Raw genomic sequence first — 15,498 nt, 5'->3', positions numbered from 1 at the left:
CGCATGCCGTCGGAGACCGCGCCCCACGACTGCACGTGGATGGCGTGGCCCAGCCAGGGCTACACCCTGGGGGACACCGCCGACGAGGTCGCGTCCGCGCGCCGCACCTGGGCGGCCGTCGCCGACGCCGTCGTCCGGTTCGAGCCGGTGCGCATGGTCGTCGTCCCCGACGACCTCGCGGTGGCCCGCGAGCACCTGCACCCGGACGTCGAGCTCGTCCCCGCCGCGCTCGATGACGCGTGGATGCGCGACATCGGCCCCACCTTCGTGCACTCCGGCGACGGGACCCGGCTCGGCGCGGTCGACTGGGTGTTCAACGGCTGGGGCGCGCAGTCCTGGGCCACCTGGGAGCACGACGCCCGAATCGGCGCGTTCGTGGGCGACCTCAGCGGTGCCGAGCTCATCGGCTCGTCCTTGGTCAACGAGGGCGGCGGCATCCACGTCGACGGCCTCGGCACCGTCCTGCTGACCGAGACCGTGCAGCTCGACCCCGGCCGCAACCCGGGACTGACCCGCTCCGACGTCGAGGCCGAGCTGGCCCGCACCATCGGGGCGACGACGTGCATCTGGCTGCCGCGCGGCCTCACCCGCGACTACGACGAGTTCGGCACCCGCGGCCACGTCGACATCGTCGCCACCATCCCGAGCCCGGGGGTCGTGCTGCTCCACGAGCAGCACGACCCAGCCCACCCCGACCACGCCGTCTCGCGCGAGCTGCGCGCTCTGCTCGAGGACGCGCGCGACGCCCGCGGCGAGCGGTTCGAGGTGGTCGGGGTGCCGGCGCCGCGCACCCTCACCGACGACGAGGGGCCGGTGGACTGGAGCTACCTCAACCACCTCGTCGTCAACGACGGCGTCATTGCCTGCACCTTCGGTGACCCGCAGGACGACGCGTCGCTCGCGGTCCTGGCCGAGGCCTACCCCGGCCGGCGGGTCGTCGGTGTCGACGCCCGCCCGCTCTTCGACCGCGGCGGCGGGATCCACTGCATCACCCAGCAGCAGCCCAGCCTCTGAGGGAGATGGGCTTGCGGGTGCCGATCAGGCCTGGGGGAGGCGCTTGTGGATGTCCTCGCTCATCCGCACGACCGACAGGTAGAACTCGAGCGTCATCCGGATCACGGCCAGGTAGATGACCAGGAAGATCGGCCCGAGGATCAGCACCGCCAACCCGGTGCCGACGCCCTGGACGAAGCCGGAGAAGAGCAGCACGAGCCACGTCGCCACGAGTGCGACCGTCGCGAGCAGGTAGACGAAGCGCACGAGGATCGGCGTGACGAAGTTGGTGAAGCTGAAGTCGAACAGGGCGGTGAAGAAGCCGGCGCCCTCGCGTGCCGGGCTCGGCAGGCTCGACATCCCGGACGGGCCGCTCGAGTGGCCGGACGGCGCCTGCGGCGGGGGAGGGGGCGGCGGCGCGCTGCCGGGACCCGTGGACCCCTCGGGGCTCGAGGGGCGAGCAGAGGGCTCCGTCGAGGCTGGGTGGGGCCCTGCGGTCGGCGAGTCGAACGACCCGGGCGATGCCGGCGATCCGGACGAACCGGTCGGCAGGGGCGAGGTCGGGTCACTCCCGGCGGGCCGGTTGAACGACGGTTGCTCGGGCGGGTTCTGGTCGGACATGGCGTTCCCCTCGAAGTGACGTCTGCGGAACTGTGGCCCACCCCATGCTAGGTGCCCGCCGCCCGCCGACCGGGTCCACGACGCGCCTACGGAGTGGGCGGGTCTTGACGTCAGGCCCGAGCCGGGCCATATTCGTCGCGTTCGCATCGCGAGCTCCCGGTCCGGGAGGTGTGGCAGGTCACGCCGAGGGCGCCCGGTCGTTCGAGACCGGCCGTACCCCGGCTCACGATCTCCGCCTCTTGACCCGGCTGGACACTCCTGCCCTTCGACGGTAGGCTAAGCCTTTGCGCTGCCCATGCCCACCTCTCGCGACCTCGGTCTGGCCATTCACCATGCCGCACGGCATCCGGCCCGACCATCGGACCCGCGAGCGGAGCCATGCGGCAACGCGGATCTGAAGATTCGAAAAAGGCCCGTGGAAGGACCCTCCTTGGCTGCCTCGCGCACTGCGACGAACATGTCCACCGCACAGACCCCTTCGGGACGTCTGTCCTTCGCGAAGATTCGCGAACCACTCGAGGTCCCCGACCTCCTGGCGCTTCAGACGGAGAGCTTCGACTGGCTGCTCGGCAACGAGCGCTGGCAGGCTCGCGTCGCCGCGGCCAAGGCCGAGGGGCGCACCGACGTCCCCGACCGGTCCGGGCTCGAGGAGATCTTCGAGGAGATCTCCCCGATCGAGGACTTCAGCGGCTCGATGTCGCTGTCGTTCCGTGACCACCGCTTCGAGGAGACGCGCAAGACGATCGAGTCGTGCAAGGAGCGCGACCAGACGTACGACGCACCCCTGTTCGTCACCGCCGAGTTCATGAACGCCCAGACGGGCGAGATCAAGAGCCAGACGGTGTTCATGGGTGACTTCCCGCTCATGACCGAGCGCGGCACCTTCATCATCAACGGCACCGAGCGTGTCGTCGTCTCGCAGCTCGTCCGCAGCCCGGGCGTCTACTTCGAGCGCACGCCCGACAAGACGTCCGACAAGGACATCTACACGGCCAAGATCATCCCGAGCCGCGGCGCCTGGCTCGAGTTCGAGATCGACAAGCGCGACATGGTCGGCGTCCGCGTCGACCGCAAGCGCAAGCAGTCGGTCACGGTGCTCCTCAAGGCCCTCGGCTGGACCGAGGCCCAGATCCTCGAGGAGTTCGGCGAGTTCGAGTCGATGCGCCTCACCCTGGAGAAGGACCACACCCAGGGCCAGGACGACGCGCTGCTCGACATCTACCGCAAGCTGCGTCCGGGCGAGCCGCCGACGAAGGAGGCCGCGCAGACCCTGCTCGACAACCTCTACTTCAACGGCAAGCGCTACGACCTCGCCAAGGTCGGCCGCTACAAGGTCAACAAGAAGCTCGGCCTCGACGGGTCGATCAACGAGTCGACCCTGTCCATCGACGACATCGTCAAGACGATCAAGTTCATCGTCACGCTGCACGACGGCCAGGACTCGATGAAGGGCGTCAAGAACGGCGAGGAGGTCGACGTCCGCGTCGAGGTCGACGACATCGACCACTTCGGCAACCGTCGCCTGCGCTCCGTCGGCGAGCTCATCCAGAACCAGGTCCGCACCGGCCTGTCGCGCATGGAGCGCGTCGTCCGCGAGCGCATGACCACGCAGGACGTCGAGGCGATCACCCCGCAGACCCTGATCAACATCCGCCCCGTGGTGGCGTCGATCAAGGAGTTCTTCGGCACCTCGCAGCTCTCGCAGTTCATGGACCAGAACAACCCGCTCGCGGGTCTGACGCACAAGCGTCGTCTGTCCGCGCTCGGCCCGGGTGGTATCTCCCGTGACCGTGCCCAGATGGAGGTCCGTGACGTCCACCCGTCGCACTACGGCCGCATGTGCCCGATCGAGACGCCGGAAGGGCCGAACATCGGCCTCATCGGCTCGCTCGCGTCCTACGGCCGCATCAACGCGTTCGGCTTCATCGAGACGCCGTACCGCAAGGTCGTCGACGGCCACGTCACCGACGACGTCGACTACCTGTCGGCCGACGAGGAGGACCGCTTCGTCGTCGCCCAGGCCAACGCGCCGCTGGACAAGCAGAACAACTTCACCGAGGACCGCGTGCTCGTGCGCACCAAGGGTGGAGAGGTCGAGCTCGTCCCCGGTGACGAGGTCGACTACATGGACGTCTCGCCGCGCCAGATGGTGTCGGCCGCGACCGCGATGATCCCGTTCCTCGAGCACGACGACGCCAACCGCGCACTCATGGGCGCCAACATGCAGCGTCAGGCCGTCCCGCTCGTCAAGAGCGAGGCGCCCATCGTCGGCACCGGCATGGAGTTCCGCGCCGCCCTCGACTCGGGCGACGTCGTCCGCGCCGAGAAGGCCGGTGTCGTGCAGGAGGTGTCGGCCGACCTCGTCACCGTCGCCAACGACGACGGCACCTACCAGACCTACCGCATCGCCAAGTTCGCGCGCTCCAACCAGGGCACGAGCTACAACCAGGTCGTCGTCGTCAACGAGGGCGACCGTCTCGAGGCCGGTGGCGTCATCGCCGACGGTCCCGCGACCGACGGTGGCGAGATGGCGCTCGGGCGCAACCTGCTCGTCGCGTTCATGTCGTGGGAGGGCCACAACTACGAGGACGCGATCATCCTCAGCCAGCGTCTCGTGCAGGACGACGTCCTCTCCTCGATCCACATCGAGGAGCACGAGGTCGACGCCCGCGACACGAAGCTCGGCCCCGAGGAGATCACCCGGGACATCCCGAACGTCTCCGAGGAGGTCCTGGCCGACCTCGACGAGCGCGGCATCATCCGCGTCGGCGCCGAGGTCCGCGACGGCGACCTGCTCGTCGGCAAGGTCACGCCCAAGGGCGAGACCGAGCTGACCCCGGAGGAGCGCCTGCTCCGCGCGATCTTCGGTGAGAAGGCGCGCGAGGTCCGCGACACGTCGCTCAAGGTGCCCCACGGCGAGACCGGCACGGTCATCGGCGTCAAGGAGTTCCGCGCCGACATGGGCGACGACCTGCCGCCCGGCGTCAACCAGCTCGTCCGCGTCTACGTGGCCAACAAGCGCAAGATCACCGACGGTGACAAGCTCGCCGGCCGCCACGGCAACAAGGGCGTCATCTCCAAGATCCTCCCGGTCGAGGACATGCCGTTCCTCGAGGACGGCACGCCGGTCGACGTCGTGCTCAACCCGCACGGTGTGCCGCGCCGAATGAACCTCGGCCAGATCCTCGAGCTGCACCTCGGCTGGGCCGCCTCGCGCGGCTGGAAGATCGAGGGCAACCCGGAGTGGGCCAAGGAGATCGCGGTCGACGCGCACGAGGCCCCTGCGGGCACGCGCGTGGCGACGCCGGTCTTCGACGGTGCCTCGGAGGACGTCGTCACGGGTCTGCTCGACTCGACGCTCAAGACGCGCGACGGGGTCCGCCTCATCGACGCCTCGGGCAAGACGCGCCTCTTCGACGGCCGCTCCGGCGAGCCGTTCCCCGAGCCCGTCGCGGTCGGCTACATGTACATCCTCAAGCTGCACCACCTCGTCGACGACAAGATCCACGCTCGCTCGACGGGCCCCTACTCGATGATCACCCAGCAGCCGCTCGGCGGTAAGGCCCAGTTCGGTGGCCAGCGCTTCGGTGAGATGGAGGTCTGGGCCCTCGAGGCGTACGGCGCCGCCTACACGCTCCAGGAGCTGCTGACGATCAAGTCGGACGACGTTCCCGGCCGCGTCAAGGTCTACGAGGCGATCGTCAAGGGCGAGAACATCCCCGACTCGGGCATCCCGGAGTCGTTCAAGGTCCTCCTCAAGGAGATGCAGTCGCTGTGTCTCAACGTCGAGGTCCTGAGCTCCGACGGCACGACGATCGAGATGAAGGAGTCCGACGAGGAGGTCTTCCGCGCGGCGGAGGAGCTCGGCATCGACCTGAGCCGGCGTGAGCCGTCCAGCGTCGAAGAGGTCTGAGAAGGCCCCACCACGACAGGCGGTGCGTATGCCGCCGGGCCCGCTCGGCGGCATACGCACCCACGTCAACGAATCCCACTCAGACCACACGACTTAACGAGAGTTACGAGAGAAGGAACCACGTGCTCGACGTCAACTTCTTCGACGAGCTGCGCATCGGCCTTGCCACCGCGGAGTCCATCCGCCAGTGGAGCCACGGCGAGGTCAAGAAGCCCGAGACCATCAACTACCGCACGCTGAAGCCCGAGAAGGAGGGCCTGTTCTGCGAGCGCATCTTCGGTCCCACCCGGGACTGGGAGTGCAACTGCGGCAAGTACAAGCGTGTCCGTTTCAAGGGCATCATCTGTGAGCGCTGTGGCGTCGAGGTCACGCGCGCCAAGGTGCGTCGTGAGCGGATGGGCCACATCGAGCTCGCCGCGCCCGTCACCCACATCTGGTACTTCAAGGGTGTCCCCAGCCGCCTCGGCTACCTGCTCGACCTCGCTCCGAAGGACCTCGAAAAGGTCATCTACTTCGCGGCCTACATGATCACCTCCGTCGACGACGAGCAGCGCCACGCTGACCTGCCGTCGCTCGAGGCGCAGATCCAGGTCGAGAAGAAGGAGATCGAGAACCGCCGCGACGCCGACGTCGAGTCCCGCGCCCAGCTGCTCGAGCGCAACGTCGCCGAGCTCGAGGCCGAGGGTGCCAAGGCCGACGCGAAGCGCAAGGTCCGCGACCAGGCCGAGCGCGAGATGAACAACATCCGCAAGCGTGCCGACCAGCAGGTCGAGCGCCTCGAGCAGGTCTGGGACCGCTTCAAGAACCTCAAGGTCCAGGACCTCGAGGGCGACGAGATCCTCTACCGCGAGATGCGTGACCGCTTCGGTCTGTACTTCGAGGGCGGCATGGGCGCGGCGGCGATCCAGAAGCGCCTCGAGTCCTTCGACCTCGAGGCCGAGGCCGAGCTGCTCCAGGAGATCATCGCCACCGGCAAGGGCCAGAAGAAGACCCGCGCCATCAAGCGCCTCAAGGTCGTCACGGCGTTCCAGACGACGACGAACCACCCGTCGGGCATGGTCCTCGACGCGATCCCGGTCATCCCGCCGGACCTGCGCCCGATGGTGCAGCTCGACGGTGGCCGCTTCGCGACCTCGGACCTCAACGACCTCTACCGTCGCGTCATCAACCGCAACAACCGCCTGAAGCGCCTGCTCGACCTCGGTGCCCCCGAGATCATCGTCAACAACGAGAAGCGCATGCTCCAGGAGGCCGTCGACAGCCTCTTCGACAACGGCCGTCGTGGTCGCCCGGTCACGGGTCCCGGCAACCGCCCGCTCAAGTCGCTGTCCGACATGCTCAAGGGCAAGCAGGGTCGTTTCCGCCAGAACCTGCTCGGCAAGCGCGTCGACTACTCCGGCCGTTCGGTCATCGTCGTCGGCCCGCAGCTGAAGCTGCACCAGTGCGGTCTGCCCAAGCAGATGGCGCTCGAGCTGTTCAAGCCGTTCGTGATGAAGCGCCTCGTCGACCTCGACCACGCGCAGAACATCAAGTCGGCCAAGCGCATGGTCGAGCGTGCCCGCCCGGTCGTGTGGGACGTCCTCGAAGAGGTCATCACGGAGCACCCGGTGCTGCTCAACCGCGCACCCACGCTGCACCGTCTCGGCATCCAGGCGTTCGAGCCGCAGCTCGTCGAGGGCAAGGCCATCCAGATCCACCCGCTCGTCTGCTCGGCCTTCAACGCCGACTTCGACGGTGACCAGATGGCCGTCCACGTGCCGCTGTCGGCGGAGGCGCAGGCCGAGGCCCGCATCCTCATGCTGTCGAGCAACAACATCCTGAAGCCGGCCGACGGTCGCCCCGTCACCATGCCGACCCAGGACATGATCACCGGCATCTACCACCTCACCGACGCCGTCGACGGTGGCGGTCTCGGTGCGGGCCGCGCGTTCACGTCGCCGTCCGAGGCCCGCATGGCCTTCGACCGTGGCGAGATCCAGATCGGTTCGGCGATCAAGCTGCGCCTCACCGACGCGGTGCCCCCGGCCGGCTTCGAGCTGCCCGAGGGTGTCGAGGCCGGCGAGGACGGCCTCGTGCCGATGCTGACGCTCGACACGACGCTGGGCCGCGCGATCTTCAACGACACGCTGCCCGTCGACTACCCGTTCGAGAACCGGGCCGTCGACCGCAAGCGCCTGTCGGCGATCGTCAACGACCTCGCGGAGCGCTACTCCAAGGTCCAGGTCGCCGCGTCCCTCGACGCCCTGAAGGAGGCCGGTTTCCACTGGTCGACCCGCTCGGGCTGCACCGTCTCGATCGCCGACGTCACGACGCCGGACAACAAGACGGCCATCCTCGAGGGCTACGAGACGAAGGCTGCCAAGGTCCAGACCCAGTACGAGCGTGGTCTGATCACCGACGACGAGCGTCGCCAGGAGCTCGTCGAGATCTGGACGCAGGCGTCCAACCAGGTCGCCAAGGAGATGGAGACCAACTTCCCGCGCACGAACCCCATCTACCGGATGGTGTCCTCGGGTGCTGGTGGTAACTGGTTCCAGATCCGTCAGATCGCCGGCATGCGTGGCCTGATGGCCAACCCGAAGGGCGAGATCATCCCTCGCCCGATCAAGGCGAACTTCCGTGAGGGCCTCACGGTGCTCGAGTTCTTCATCTCGACGCACGGTGCCCGAAAGGGCCTGGCCGACACGGCTCTGCGTACCGCCGACTCGGGCTACCTCACGCGTCGTCTCGTCGACGTGTCGCAGGACGTCATCATCCGTGAGGACGACTGCGGCACCGAGCGCGGCCTCAAGCTGCCGATCGCCCAGGTCAACGAGACCACCGGCACGCGTTCGCCGAGCGAGGTCGTCGAGGCCTCGGTCTACGCCCGCACGCTCGCCGAGGACGTCACCGACAAGGACGGCACCGTCCTCGCCGAGGCCGGCATCGACCTCGGTGACGTCGTCATCGACGCGCTCTACGCGGCCGGTGTCGACGAGGTCCGGGTGCGCTCGGTCCTCACCTGCGACAGCCGCGTCGGCACGTGTGCGAAGTGCTACGGCCGTTCGCTCGCGACCGGCAAGCTCGTCGACATCGGTGAGGCCGTCGGCATCATCGCGGCCCAGTCGATCGGTGAGCCCGGCACGCAGCTGACGATGCGTACCTTCCACACCGGTGGTGCGGCCGCGGCCGACGACATCACCCAGGGTCTGCCGCGTGTCGTCGAGCTGTTCGAGGCCCGCACGCCCAAGGGTGTCGCCCCGATCGCCGAGGCCACCGGCCGCGTCGAGATCGAGGACACCGACAAGGCGCGCCGCGTCCTGCTCACGCCCGACGACGGCTCCGAGCAGCACGCGTACCCCGTGAGCAAGCGTTCGCGCCTGCTCGTGGCGGACGGCGACCACGTCGAGGTCGGCTCCAAGCTGGTCCAGGGCGCGATCGACCCCAAGCAGGTCCTTCGCATCCTCGGCCCGCGTGCTGCGCAGAAGCACCTGGTGGACGAGGTCCAGCACGTGTACCGCCAGCAGGGTGTGTCGATCCACGACAAGCACATCGAGGTCATCGTGCGTCAGATGCTGCGTCGCGTGACGATCATCGAGGCCGGCGACGCCGACCTGCTGCCCGGCGAGCTCGCCGAGCGCGGTCGCTTCGAGGAGGAGAACCGCAAGGTCATGGCCGAGGGTGGCCGCCCGGCCGCCGGACGCCCCGAGCTCATGGGCATCACCAAGGCCTCGCTCGCGACCGAGTCGTGGCTGTCGGCCGCGTCGTTCCAGGAGACGACCCGCGTGCTCACGCAGGCCGCCATGGAGGCCAAGTCCGACCCGCTGCTCGGCCTCAAGGAGAACGTCATCCTCGGAAAGCTCATCCCTGCCGGCACGGGCCTGCCCCGCTACCGGAACATCAAGGTCGAGCCCACCGAGGAGGCCAAGGCCGCGATGTACTCGCTGCCGAACTACGACGCCTACGACTACGCAGGCTTCGGTTCGGGCTCGGGCGAGGCCATCCGTCTCGACGACGAGGCTCTCGGTCTCGACCAGTTCTGACCGGTGTCCGGGGCTGACGCCCGGGCCACCACACAGCACCACGTATGCCGCTGGGCCGGCTCCCCGTCACGGGGGCCGGCCCTCGGCACACCCGGAGCAGATCGGTCGGCGCCCGTCCTCCCCAAAACGGACAAACCGGACTAGCCTCGCTCGGGAGGTGGTCGTCCGGCGGCGTCCGAGCCAGCCGGCGACGCCCGTCGGGAGGTCGTCATGGTCCGTACTCCACGATCGCCGCGAGCAGCCCGGATCGTGCGCGGCCCCAGCGGCCCACGCACGCAGGCGCGCTGGCCGTTCCTGCTGGCCGTCGTCATGCTCGCCGTCGCCGCCGTCCTGTCGTCGGCGCCGCGGGGCAGCGGCGCCACCGTCTACGACGCCCGCGACGCCGCGCTGCGCCGCGAGATCACCAAGGTGTTCGCCGACTCGAGGGTCACCGCGTCGACGGCGAAGGTCGGGGCCGTGGTCCGTGACGGCTCGACCCGCTCGCGCATCTACCTGCGCGGCGCCGACACCCCGCTGGCCCCGGCCTCGACGCAGAAGACCTTCACGGCGGCCGCGGCGCTCGGCCGGCTCGGCGCCGGCTACCGGTGGGCCACCGACGTCTACGCCGCTGCGCCGGTCGGTGCCGGGGGAGTGGTGTCCGGGCGCCTCTACTTGCGCGGCAGTGGTGACCCGACGCTGCTCGAGCGTGACCTCACGTCGCTCGCCTCCGCCCTGAGGTCCCAGGGAGTCACGCGCGTCACCGGCGACGTCGTCGCCGACGCCTCGGCCTTCGACGACGTGCGCTACAACCCCTACTGGTCGACGTCGTACGCCTCCTCGTACTACGCGGCCCAGGTGTCGGCCCTCACGCTGTCGCCGAACACCGACTACGACGCCGGCACGGTCATCGTCACCGCCACCCCGGGAGCCTCGACTGCGGTCCTGCCGCACCTCACCGTCACCCCGGCCTCCGCCGCGTCCCACGTGCGCCTCGTCAACCGGTCGCGCACCTCTGCGGCCGGCAGCGCGACGACGATCGCGGTGAGCCGCACCGCCGGCACCAACACCATCACCGTGAGCGGCCAGGTGCCCGTGCGGGCCGCCGCCACGCGCAAGTGGGTGACGGTGAACGACCCGGCGCTCATGGCCGGCCGCGCCCTGCGGGCACGCCTGGGCGCAGCGGGCATCCGGGTCGACGGCACGGTTGTTCGCGGAACGACGCCGAAGGCGCGCACCCTGCTGGCCCGGCACTCCTCGATGACCCTCGCCCAGCTGCTCGTGCCCTTCCTCAAGCTGAGCAACAACTCGCACGCCGAGGCCATCACCAAGACGCTCGGCGCGCGGTCCGGCCAGCCCGGCAGCTGGGCCAGTGGCACGGCGGCGCTCCGGGCGTATGCCGTCGCCATCGGCATCCCGACCACGGGGCTGCGTCTCGTCGACGGCTCAGGCCTGGCCCGCGCCAACCGGCTCACCCCGAACCAGCTCGCGCTCCTGCTCGACAAGGTGCAGCGCGCGACCTGGTGGTCGACCTTCCGCGCAGCGCTTCCGGTGGCCGGCGTCGACCCGGTGCGCTGGCAGGGCGGCACGCTCGCCTCGCGGATGCGAGGCACGGCCGCCGCCGGCAACCTGCGGGCCAAGAACGGCAGCCTCACCGGCGTCACCTCGCTCGCCGGCTACGTCTCCGGCGCCGACGGCCGACGCTACGTCTTCGTCATGATGAGCAACTACTCGGGCACCTCGCCGCGCCCGGTCGAGGACCGCCTCGGCGTGCTGCTCGCCAGGTGGCGGATGACCAACCGCTGACCCGCCGCGAGCGGCCGCCTCGGTAGGGTGGGCGCATGACCGAGCCCACGGCCGACGCGCCGAACTCGCCCGAGCCCGACGACGCCGCGGCGGCCGCCGGGGCACCGGCCGGTGACGGCCCAGCGCCCACGATCATCGTGCTCACCGAGGAGGCCCTCAAGCCCGTCGACGTCGCCAAGATCGTGGGGCTGCACGAGGACGACCGACCGACCTACCGCGTGCTCGTCCCGGCCGACACCCAGCGCAACCTGCTCAGCTCGTTCCTCAACCACCTGAGCCTCTTCGAGATGCGCGAGGCGCTCGAGTCGCTGCGCCCGGTGAGCCGCACCGGGGCGCACGCCGACGCCGACACCGCGCTGTCCACCACCCTGGCCGAGTTCGACCGCCACGACGTCGACGCCACCGGCGAGATCACCTCCGACGACCCCATGCCGGCCCTCGTCGAGGAGGTCGCCCGGCTCGGGGCGCGCGAGGTCGTCGTCGTCACCGAGCCGCACGCCGTCGAGGACACCTTCCACCGCGACTGGGCCTCCCGGGCCCGTGAGTCGCTCGGCGTGCCCGTGTTGCACATGTACGCCGGTGACTGGCGGCTCGGCTGAGCCCAGCCGTCGCGCCCGACGCCACCCGGCGGCATACGTGATCGGGAGCGTGGGGCCCGCCCGACCGATTTGGTAGGCGTGCCGCACCCCGGTACGCTTGAACACTGTGTCTGAGGCACGTACTCAGGCATGCGCGATGACGGCCTCGGTGCCCTGTCCAACCGCACGATGCGGATGAGACACCACTTCGGTCCAGAGCACACCTTCCGCCGGGCAACCCGTCCCTTCCGAACGCCGTGAGGCAGTCGCAGGAGCGGGAAGTGCAGGGGGGAGAACCGGTTCCGACACACCCGACCTCGGGGGTCGACGAACCGAACAGCCAAGGAGCCGTCCCATCGGACGACCGACAACGAGCAACGTTATGGAGTAACCAGGTTGCCTACCATCAACCAGCTGGTCCGCAAGGGCCGCCAGGACAAGGCCAGCAAGGCCAAGACCCCGGCGCTCAAGGGCTCGCCCCAGCGCCGTGGCGTGTGCACCCGCGTGTACACCACCACCCCCAAGAAGCCGAACTCCGCCCTGCGCAAGGTCGCCCGTGTGCGCCTCTCCAGCGGCATCGAGGTCACGGCCTACATCCCCGGCGTCGGCCACAACCTGCAGGAGCACTCGATCGTGCTCGTGCGCGGTGGTCGTGTGAAGGACCTCCCGGGTGTGCGTTACAAGATCGTCCGCGGCACGCTCGACACCCAGGGTGTCAAGAACCGCAAGCAGGCTCGTAGCCGTTACGGCGCGAAGAAGGAGAAGAGCTGATGCCTCGTAAGGGACCCGCTCCGAAGCGCCCGCTCGTCGTCGACCCCGTCTACGCCAGCCCGCTCGTCACGCAGCTCGTCAACAAGATCCTCCTCGACGGCAAGAAGTCGATCGCCGAGACGATCGTCTACGGCGCCCTCGAGGGCTGCCGCCAGAAGACCGGCACGGACCCCGTCGCCACGCTCAAGCGTGCGCTCGACAACGTCAAGCCGGCCATGGAGGTCAAGAGCCGTCGCGTCGGTGGCGCGACCTACCAGGTGCCGATCGAGGTCAAGCCGGGCCGCAGCACGACGCTGGCCCTGCGCTGGCTCGTCGGCTACTCCCGTCAGCGTCGCGAGAAGACGATGACCGAGCGCCTGATGAACGAGATCCTCGACGCGAGCAACGGCCTCGGTGCCGCGGTCAAGCGTCGCGAGGACACCCACAAGATGGCCGAGTCCAACAAGGCCTTCGCGCACTACCGCTGGTGACCAGCGGTCCGGCGGTGTGCCGGGGAGCTCGTTCGCTCCACGGCACACCACCGGGCACGCGCCCGCCCGTCGCACGACGGCGCGCGGCGCCCACGATTTTCACTCCACGACGAATGAGACGAGAAACCTGACGTGGCACTCGACGTCCTGACGGACCTCAAGAAGGTTCGCAACATCGGCATCATGGCGCACATCGACGCTGGCAAGACCACGGTGACGGAGCGCATCCTCTTCTACACCGGTGTCAACCACAAGATCGGTGAGACCCACGACGGTGCGTCGACCACCGACTGGATGGAGCAGGAGAAGGAACGCGGCATCACGATCACGTCTGCCGCCGTGACCTCCTTCTGGGAGGGCACCCAGATCAACATCATCGACACCCCCGGACACGTGGACTTCACGGTCGAGGTCGAGCGCTCGCTGCGCGTCCTCGACGGTGCCGTCGCGGTGTTCGACGGCAAGGAGGGTGTCGAGCCGCAGTCCGAGACGGTGTGGCGTCAGGCCGACAAGTACGACGTGCCGCGCATCTGCTTCGTCAACAAGATGGACAAGCTCGGCGCCGACTTCTACTTCACCGTGCAGACGATCAAGGACCGCCTCGGTGCGGAGCCGCTCCTCATGCAGCTGCCGATCGGTGCCGAGAACGACTTCCTCGGCGTCATCGACCTGCTCTACATGCGCGCCCTCGTGTGGCCCGGCGACGCCAAGGGCGACGTGACCATGGGTGCCAAGTACGAGATCGCCGAGATCCCGGCGGACCTGCAGGCCAAGGCCGAGGAGTACCGCATGGCCCTGGTCGAGCGTGTCGCCGAGGCCGACGACGACCTCATGGAGAAGTACCTCGGTGGCGAGGAGCTCACGATCGACGAGCTCAAGGCGGGCATCCGCAAGCTCACCGTCAACTCCGAGGTCTACCCGGTGTTCTGCGGTTCCGCGTTCAAGAACCGCGGTGTGCAGCCGATGCTCGACGCCGTCGTCGACTACCTCCCGTCGCCCCTCGACGTGCCCCCGATGATCGGCCACAAGCCGGGCAACGAGGAGGTCGAGCTGACGCGTGCGCCCAGCAAGGACGAGCCGTTCTCGGCCCTCGCCTTCAAGGTCGCCTCGCACCCGTTCTTCGGCACGCTGACCTTCATCCGCGTGTACTCGGGCCACATCAGCTCGGGCACCGGCGTCATCAACTCGACGAAGGGCAAGAAGGAGCGCATCGGGAAGCTCTTCCAGATGCACGCCAACAAGGAGAACCCCGTCGAGGAGGCCATGGCCGGCCACATCTACGCGGCGATCGGCCTGAAGGACACCACGACCGGCGACACCCTGTCCGACATCAACGACCAGATCGTGCTCGAGTCGATGACGTTCCCCGACCCGGTCATCCAGGTCGCCATCGAGCCGAAGACGAAGGGGGACCAGGAGAAGCTCTCCACGGCCATCCAGAAGCTCTCCGCCGAGGACCCCACCTTCCAGGTGCACCTCGACGAGGACACCGGCCAGACGATCATCGCCGGCATGGGCGAGCTGCACCTCGACATCCTCGTCGACCGCATGAAGCGCGAGTTCAAGGTCGAGGCCAACGTCGGCAAGCCGCAGGTGGCCTACCGCGAGACGATCCGTCGCGCGGTCGAGAAGTACGACTACACGCACAAGAAGCAGACCGGTGGCTCCGGCCAGTTCGCGAAGGTCCAGGTGTCCTTCGAGCCCCTGGGCGAGACCGAGGACGGCTCGATGTACGAGTTCGTCAACGCCGTCACCGGTGGCCGCGTCCCGCGTGAGTACATCCCGTCGGTCGACGCCGGCATCCAGGACGCCATGCAGTACGGCGTGCTCGCCGGCTACCCGCTCGTCGGGATCAAGGCCACCCTCATCGATGGTGGCTACCACGACGTCGACTCCTCGGAGATGGCGTTCAAGATCGCCGGCTCGATGGTCCTCAAGGAGGCCATCCGCAAGGCGGACCCGGTCCTGCTCGAGCCGATGATGGCCGTCGAGGTGCGTACGCCCGAGGACTACATGGGCGACGTCATCGGCGACATCAACTCTCGCCGTGGCCAGATCCAGGGCATGGAGGACATCAGCGGCGCCAAGGTCGTCAAGGGCCTCGTCCCGCTGTCCGAGATGTTCGGCTACGTCGGCGACCTGCGCTCCAAGACGCAGGGCCGTGCGAGCTTCTCCATGGAGTTCGACTCCTACGCAGAGGTCCCCAAGGCTGTTGCCGAGGAGATCATCAAGAAGACCCGCGGGGAGTGACTGCGGGCCATCCCGTAGTCTCTTCCATCGGAAACCACCCCACAGCGCCACGTCCTGCCCTGGTCGTACGGCGTAACACGAGAAAGTCCTGAGGAGGA

General features: G+C 68.7%; 9 protein-coding genes. 8 read left to right on the top strand and 1 reads right to left on the bottom strand.

Translation table 11 applies throughout. From position 1 onward, the window contains the following. Nucleotides 1-3: 3 nt before the first annotated feature. Nucleotides 4-1,014: an agmatine deiminase family protein gene (locus tag ACFQ2V_RS03230; protein WP_386050652.1), complete on the top strand. Its 1,011-nt coding sequence runs from the start codon at nucleotides 4-6 to the stop codon at nucleotides 1,012-1,014. Nucleotides 1,015-1,038: 24 nt separating this feature from the next. Here the strand turns inward: ACFQ2V_RS03230 and ACFQ2V_RS03225 are convergent, their stop codons facing one another. Continuing rightward, nucleotides 1,039-1,614 carry a DUF4282 domain-containing protein gene (locus tag ACFQ2V_RS03225; protein ID WP_386050650.1) on the bottom strand — a complete coding sequence of 192 codons (576 nt, stop codon included), beginning with the start codon at nucleotides 1,612-1,614 and terminating at the stop codon, nucleotides 1,039-1,041. Between the two features lie 430 nt (nucleotides 1,615-2,044). Between ACFQ2V_RS03225 and rpoB the strand changes: the two genes are divergently transcribed. The 7 genes from rpoB to fusA all read left to right on the top strand — a co-directional run bounded on the left by rpoB (nucleotide 2,045) and on the right by fusA (nucleotide 15,400). Continuing rightward, nucleotides 2,045-5,527 (top strand): DNA-directed RNA polymerase subunit beta, encoded by a 3,483-nt coding sequence (rpoB, locus tag ACFQ2V_RS03220; RefSeq protein WP_386050648.1) that lies wholly within the window; start codon nucleotides 2,045-2,047, stop codon nucleotides 5,525-5,527. A 122-nt stretch (nucleotides 5,528-5,649) separates the two neighbouring features. Beyond that, complete coding sequence (locus ACFQ2V_RS03215; protein ID WP_386050647.1) at nucleotides 5,650-9,549, top strand: DNA-directed RNA polymerase subunit beta'; 3,900 nt, start codon at nucleotides 5,650-5,652, stop codon at nucleotides 9,547-9,549. 249 nt (nucleotides 9,550-9,798) lie between these two features. After that, nucleotides 9,799-11,331, top strand: coding sequence for a D-alanyl-D-alanine carboxypeptidase/D-alanyl-D-alanine endopeptidase (dacB, locus tag ACFQ2V_RS03210; protein ID WP_386050645.1), 1,533 nt, complete (start codon nucleotides 9,799-9,801; stop codon nucleotides 11,329-11,331). 35 nt (nucleotides 11,332-11,366) lie between these two features. Next, nucleotides 11,367-11,930, top strand: a complete 564-nt coding sequence (locus ACFQ2V_RS03205; RefSeq protein WP_386050643.1) for a hypothetical protein — start codon at nucleotides 11,367-11,369, stop codon at nucleotides 11,928-11,930. 375 nt (nucleotides 11,931-12,305) lie between these two features. Next, on the top strand, nucleotides 12,306-12,680 hold the full coding sequence (gene rpsL / locus ACFQ2V_RS03200) for a 30S ribosomal protein S12 (RefSeq protein WP_020143255.1): 375 nt from the start codon (nucleotides 12,306-12,308) through the stop codon (nucleotides 12,678-12,680). Continuing rightward, nucleotides 12,680-13,150, top strand: coding sequence for a 30S ribosomal protein S7 (gene rpsG / locus ACFQ2V_RS03195; protein ID WP_045191913.1), 471 nt, complete (start codon nucleotides 12,680-12,682; stop codon nucleotides 13,148-13,150). The genes rpsL and rpsG overlap by 1 nt, the downstream gene beginning before the upstream one ends. A 132-nt stretch (nucleotides 13,151-13,282) precedes the next feature. After that, nucleotides 13,283-15,400 (top strand): elongation factor G, encoded by a 2,118-nt coding sequence (gene fusA, locus ACFQ2V_RS03190; protein WP_386050641.1) that lies wholly within the window; start codon nucleotides 13,283-13,285, stop codon nucleotides 15,398-15,400. Nucleotides 15,401-15,498: the final 98 nt, after the last annotated feature.

Origin of the sequence: Terrabacter terrigena, from assembly GCF_042676085.1 — a bacterium.
GTDB classification, from domain to species: domain Bacteria; phylum Actinomycetota; class Actinomycetes; order Actinomycetales; family Dermatophilaceae; genus Terrabacter; species Terrabacter terrigena.
This window is presented reverse-complemented; position numbering and strand designations above follow the sequence as displayed.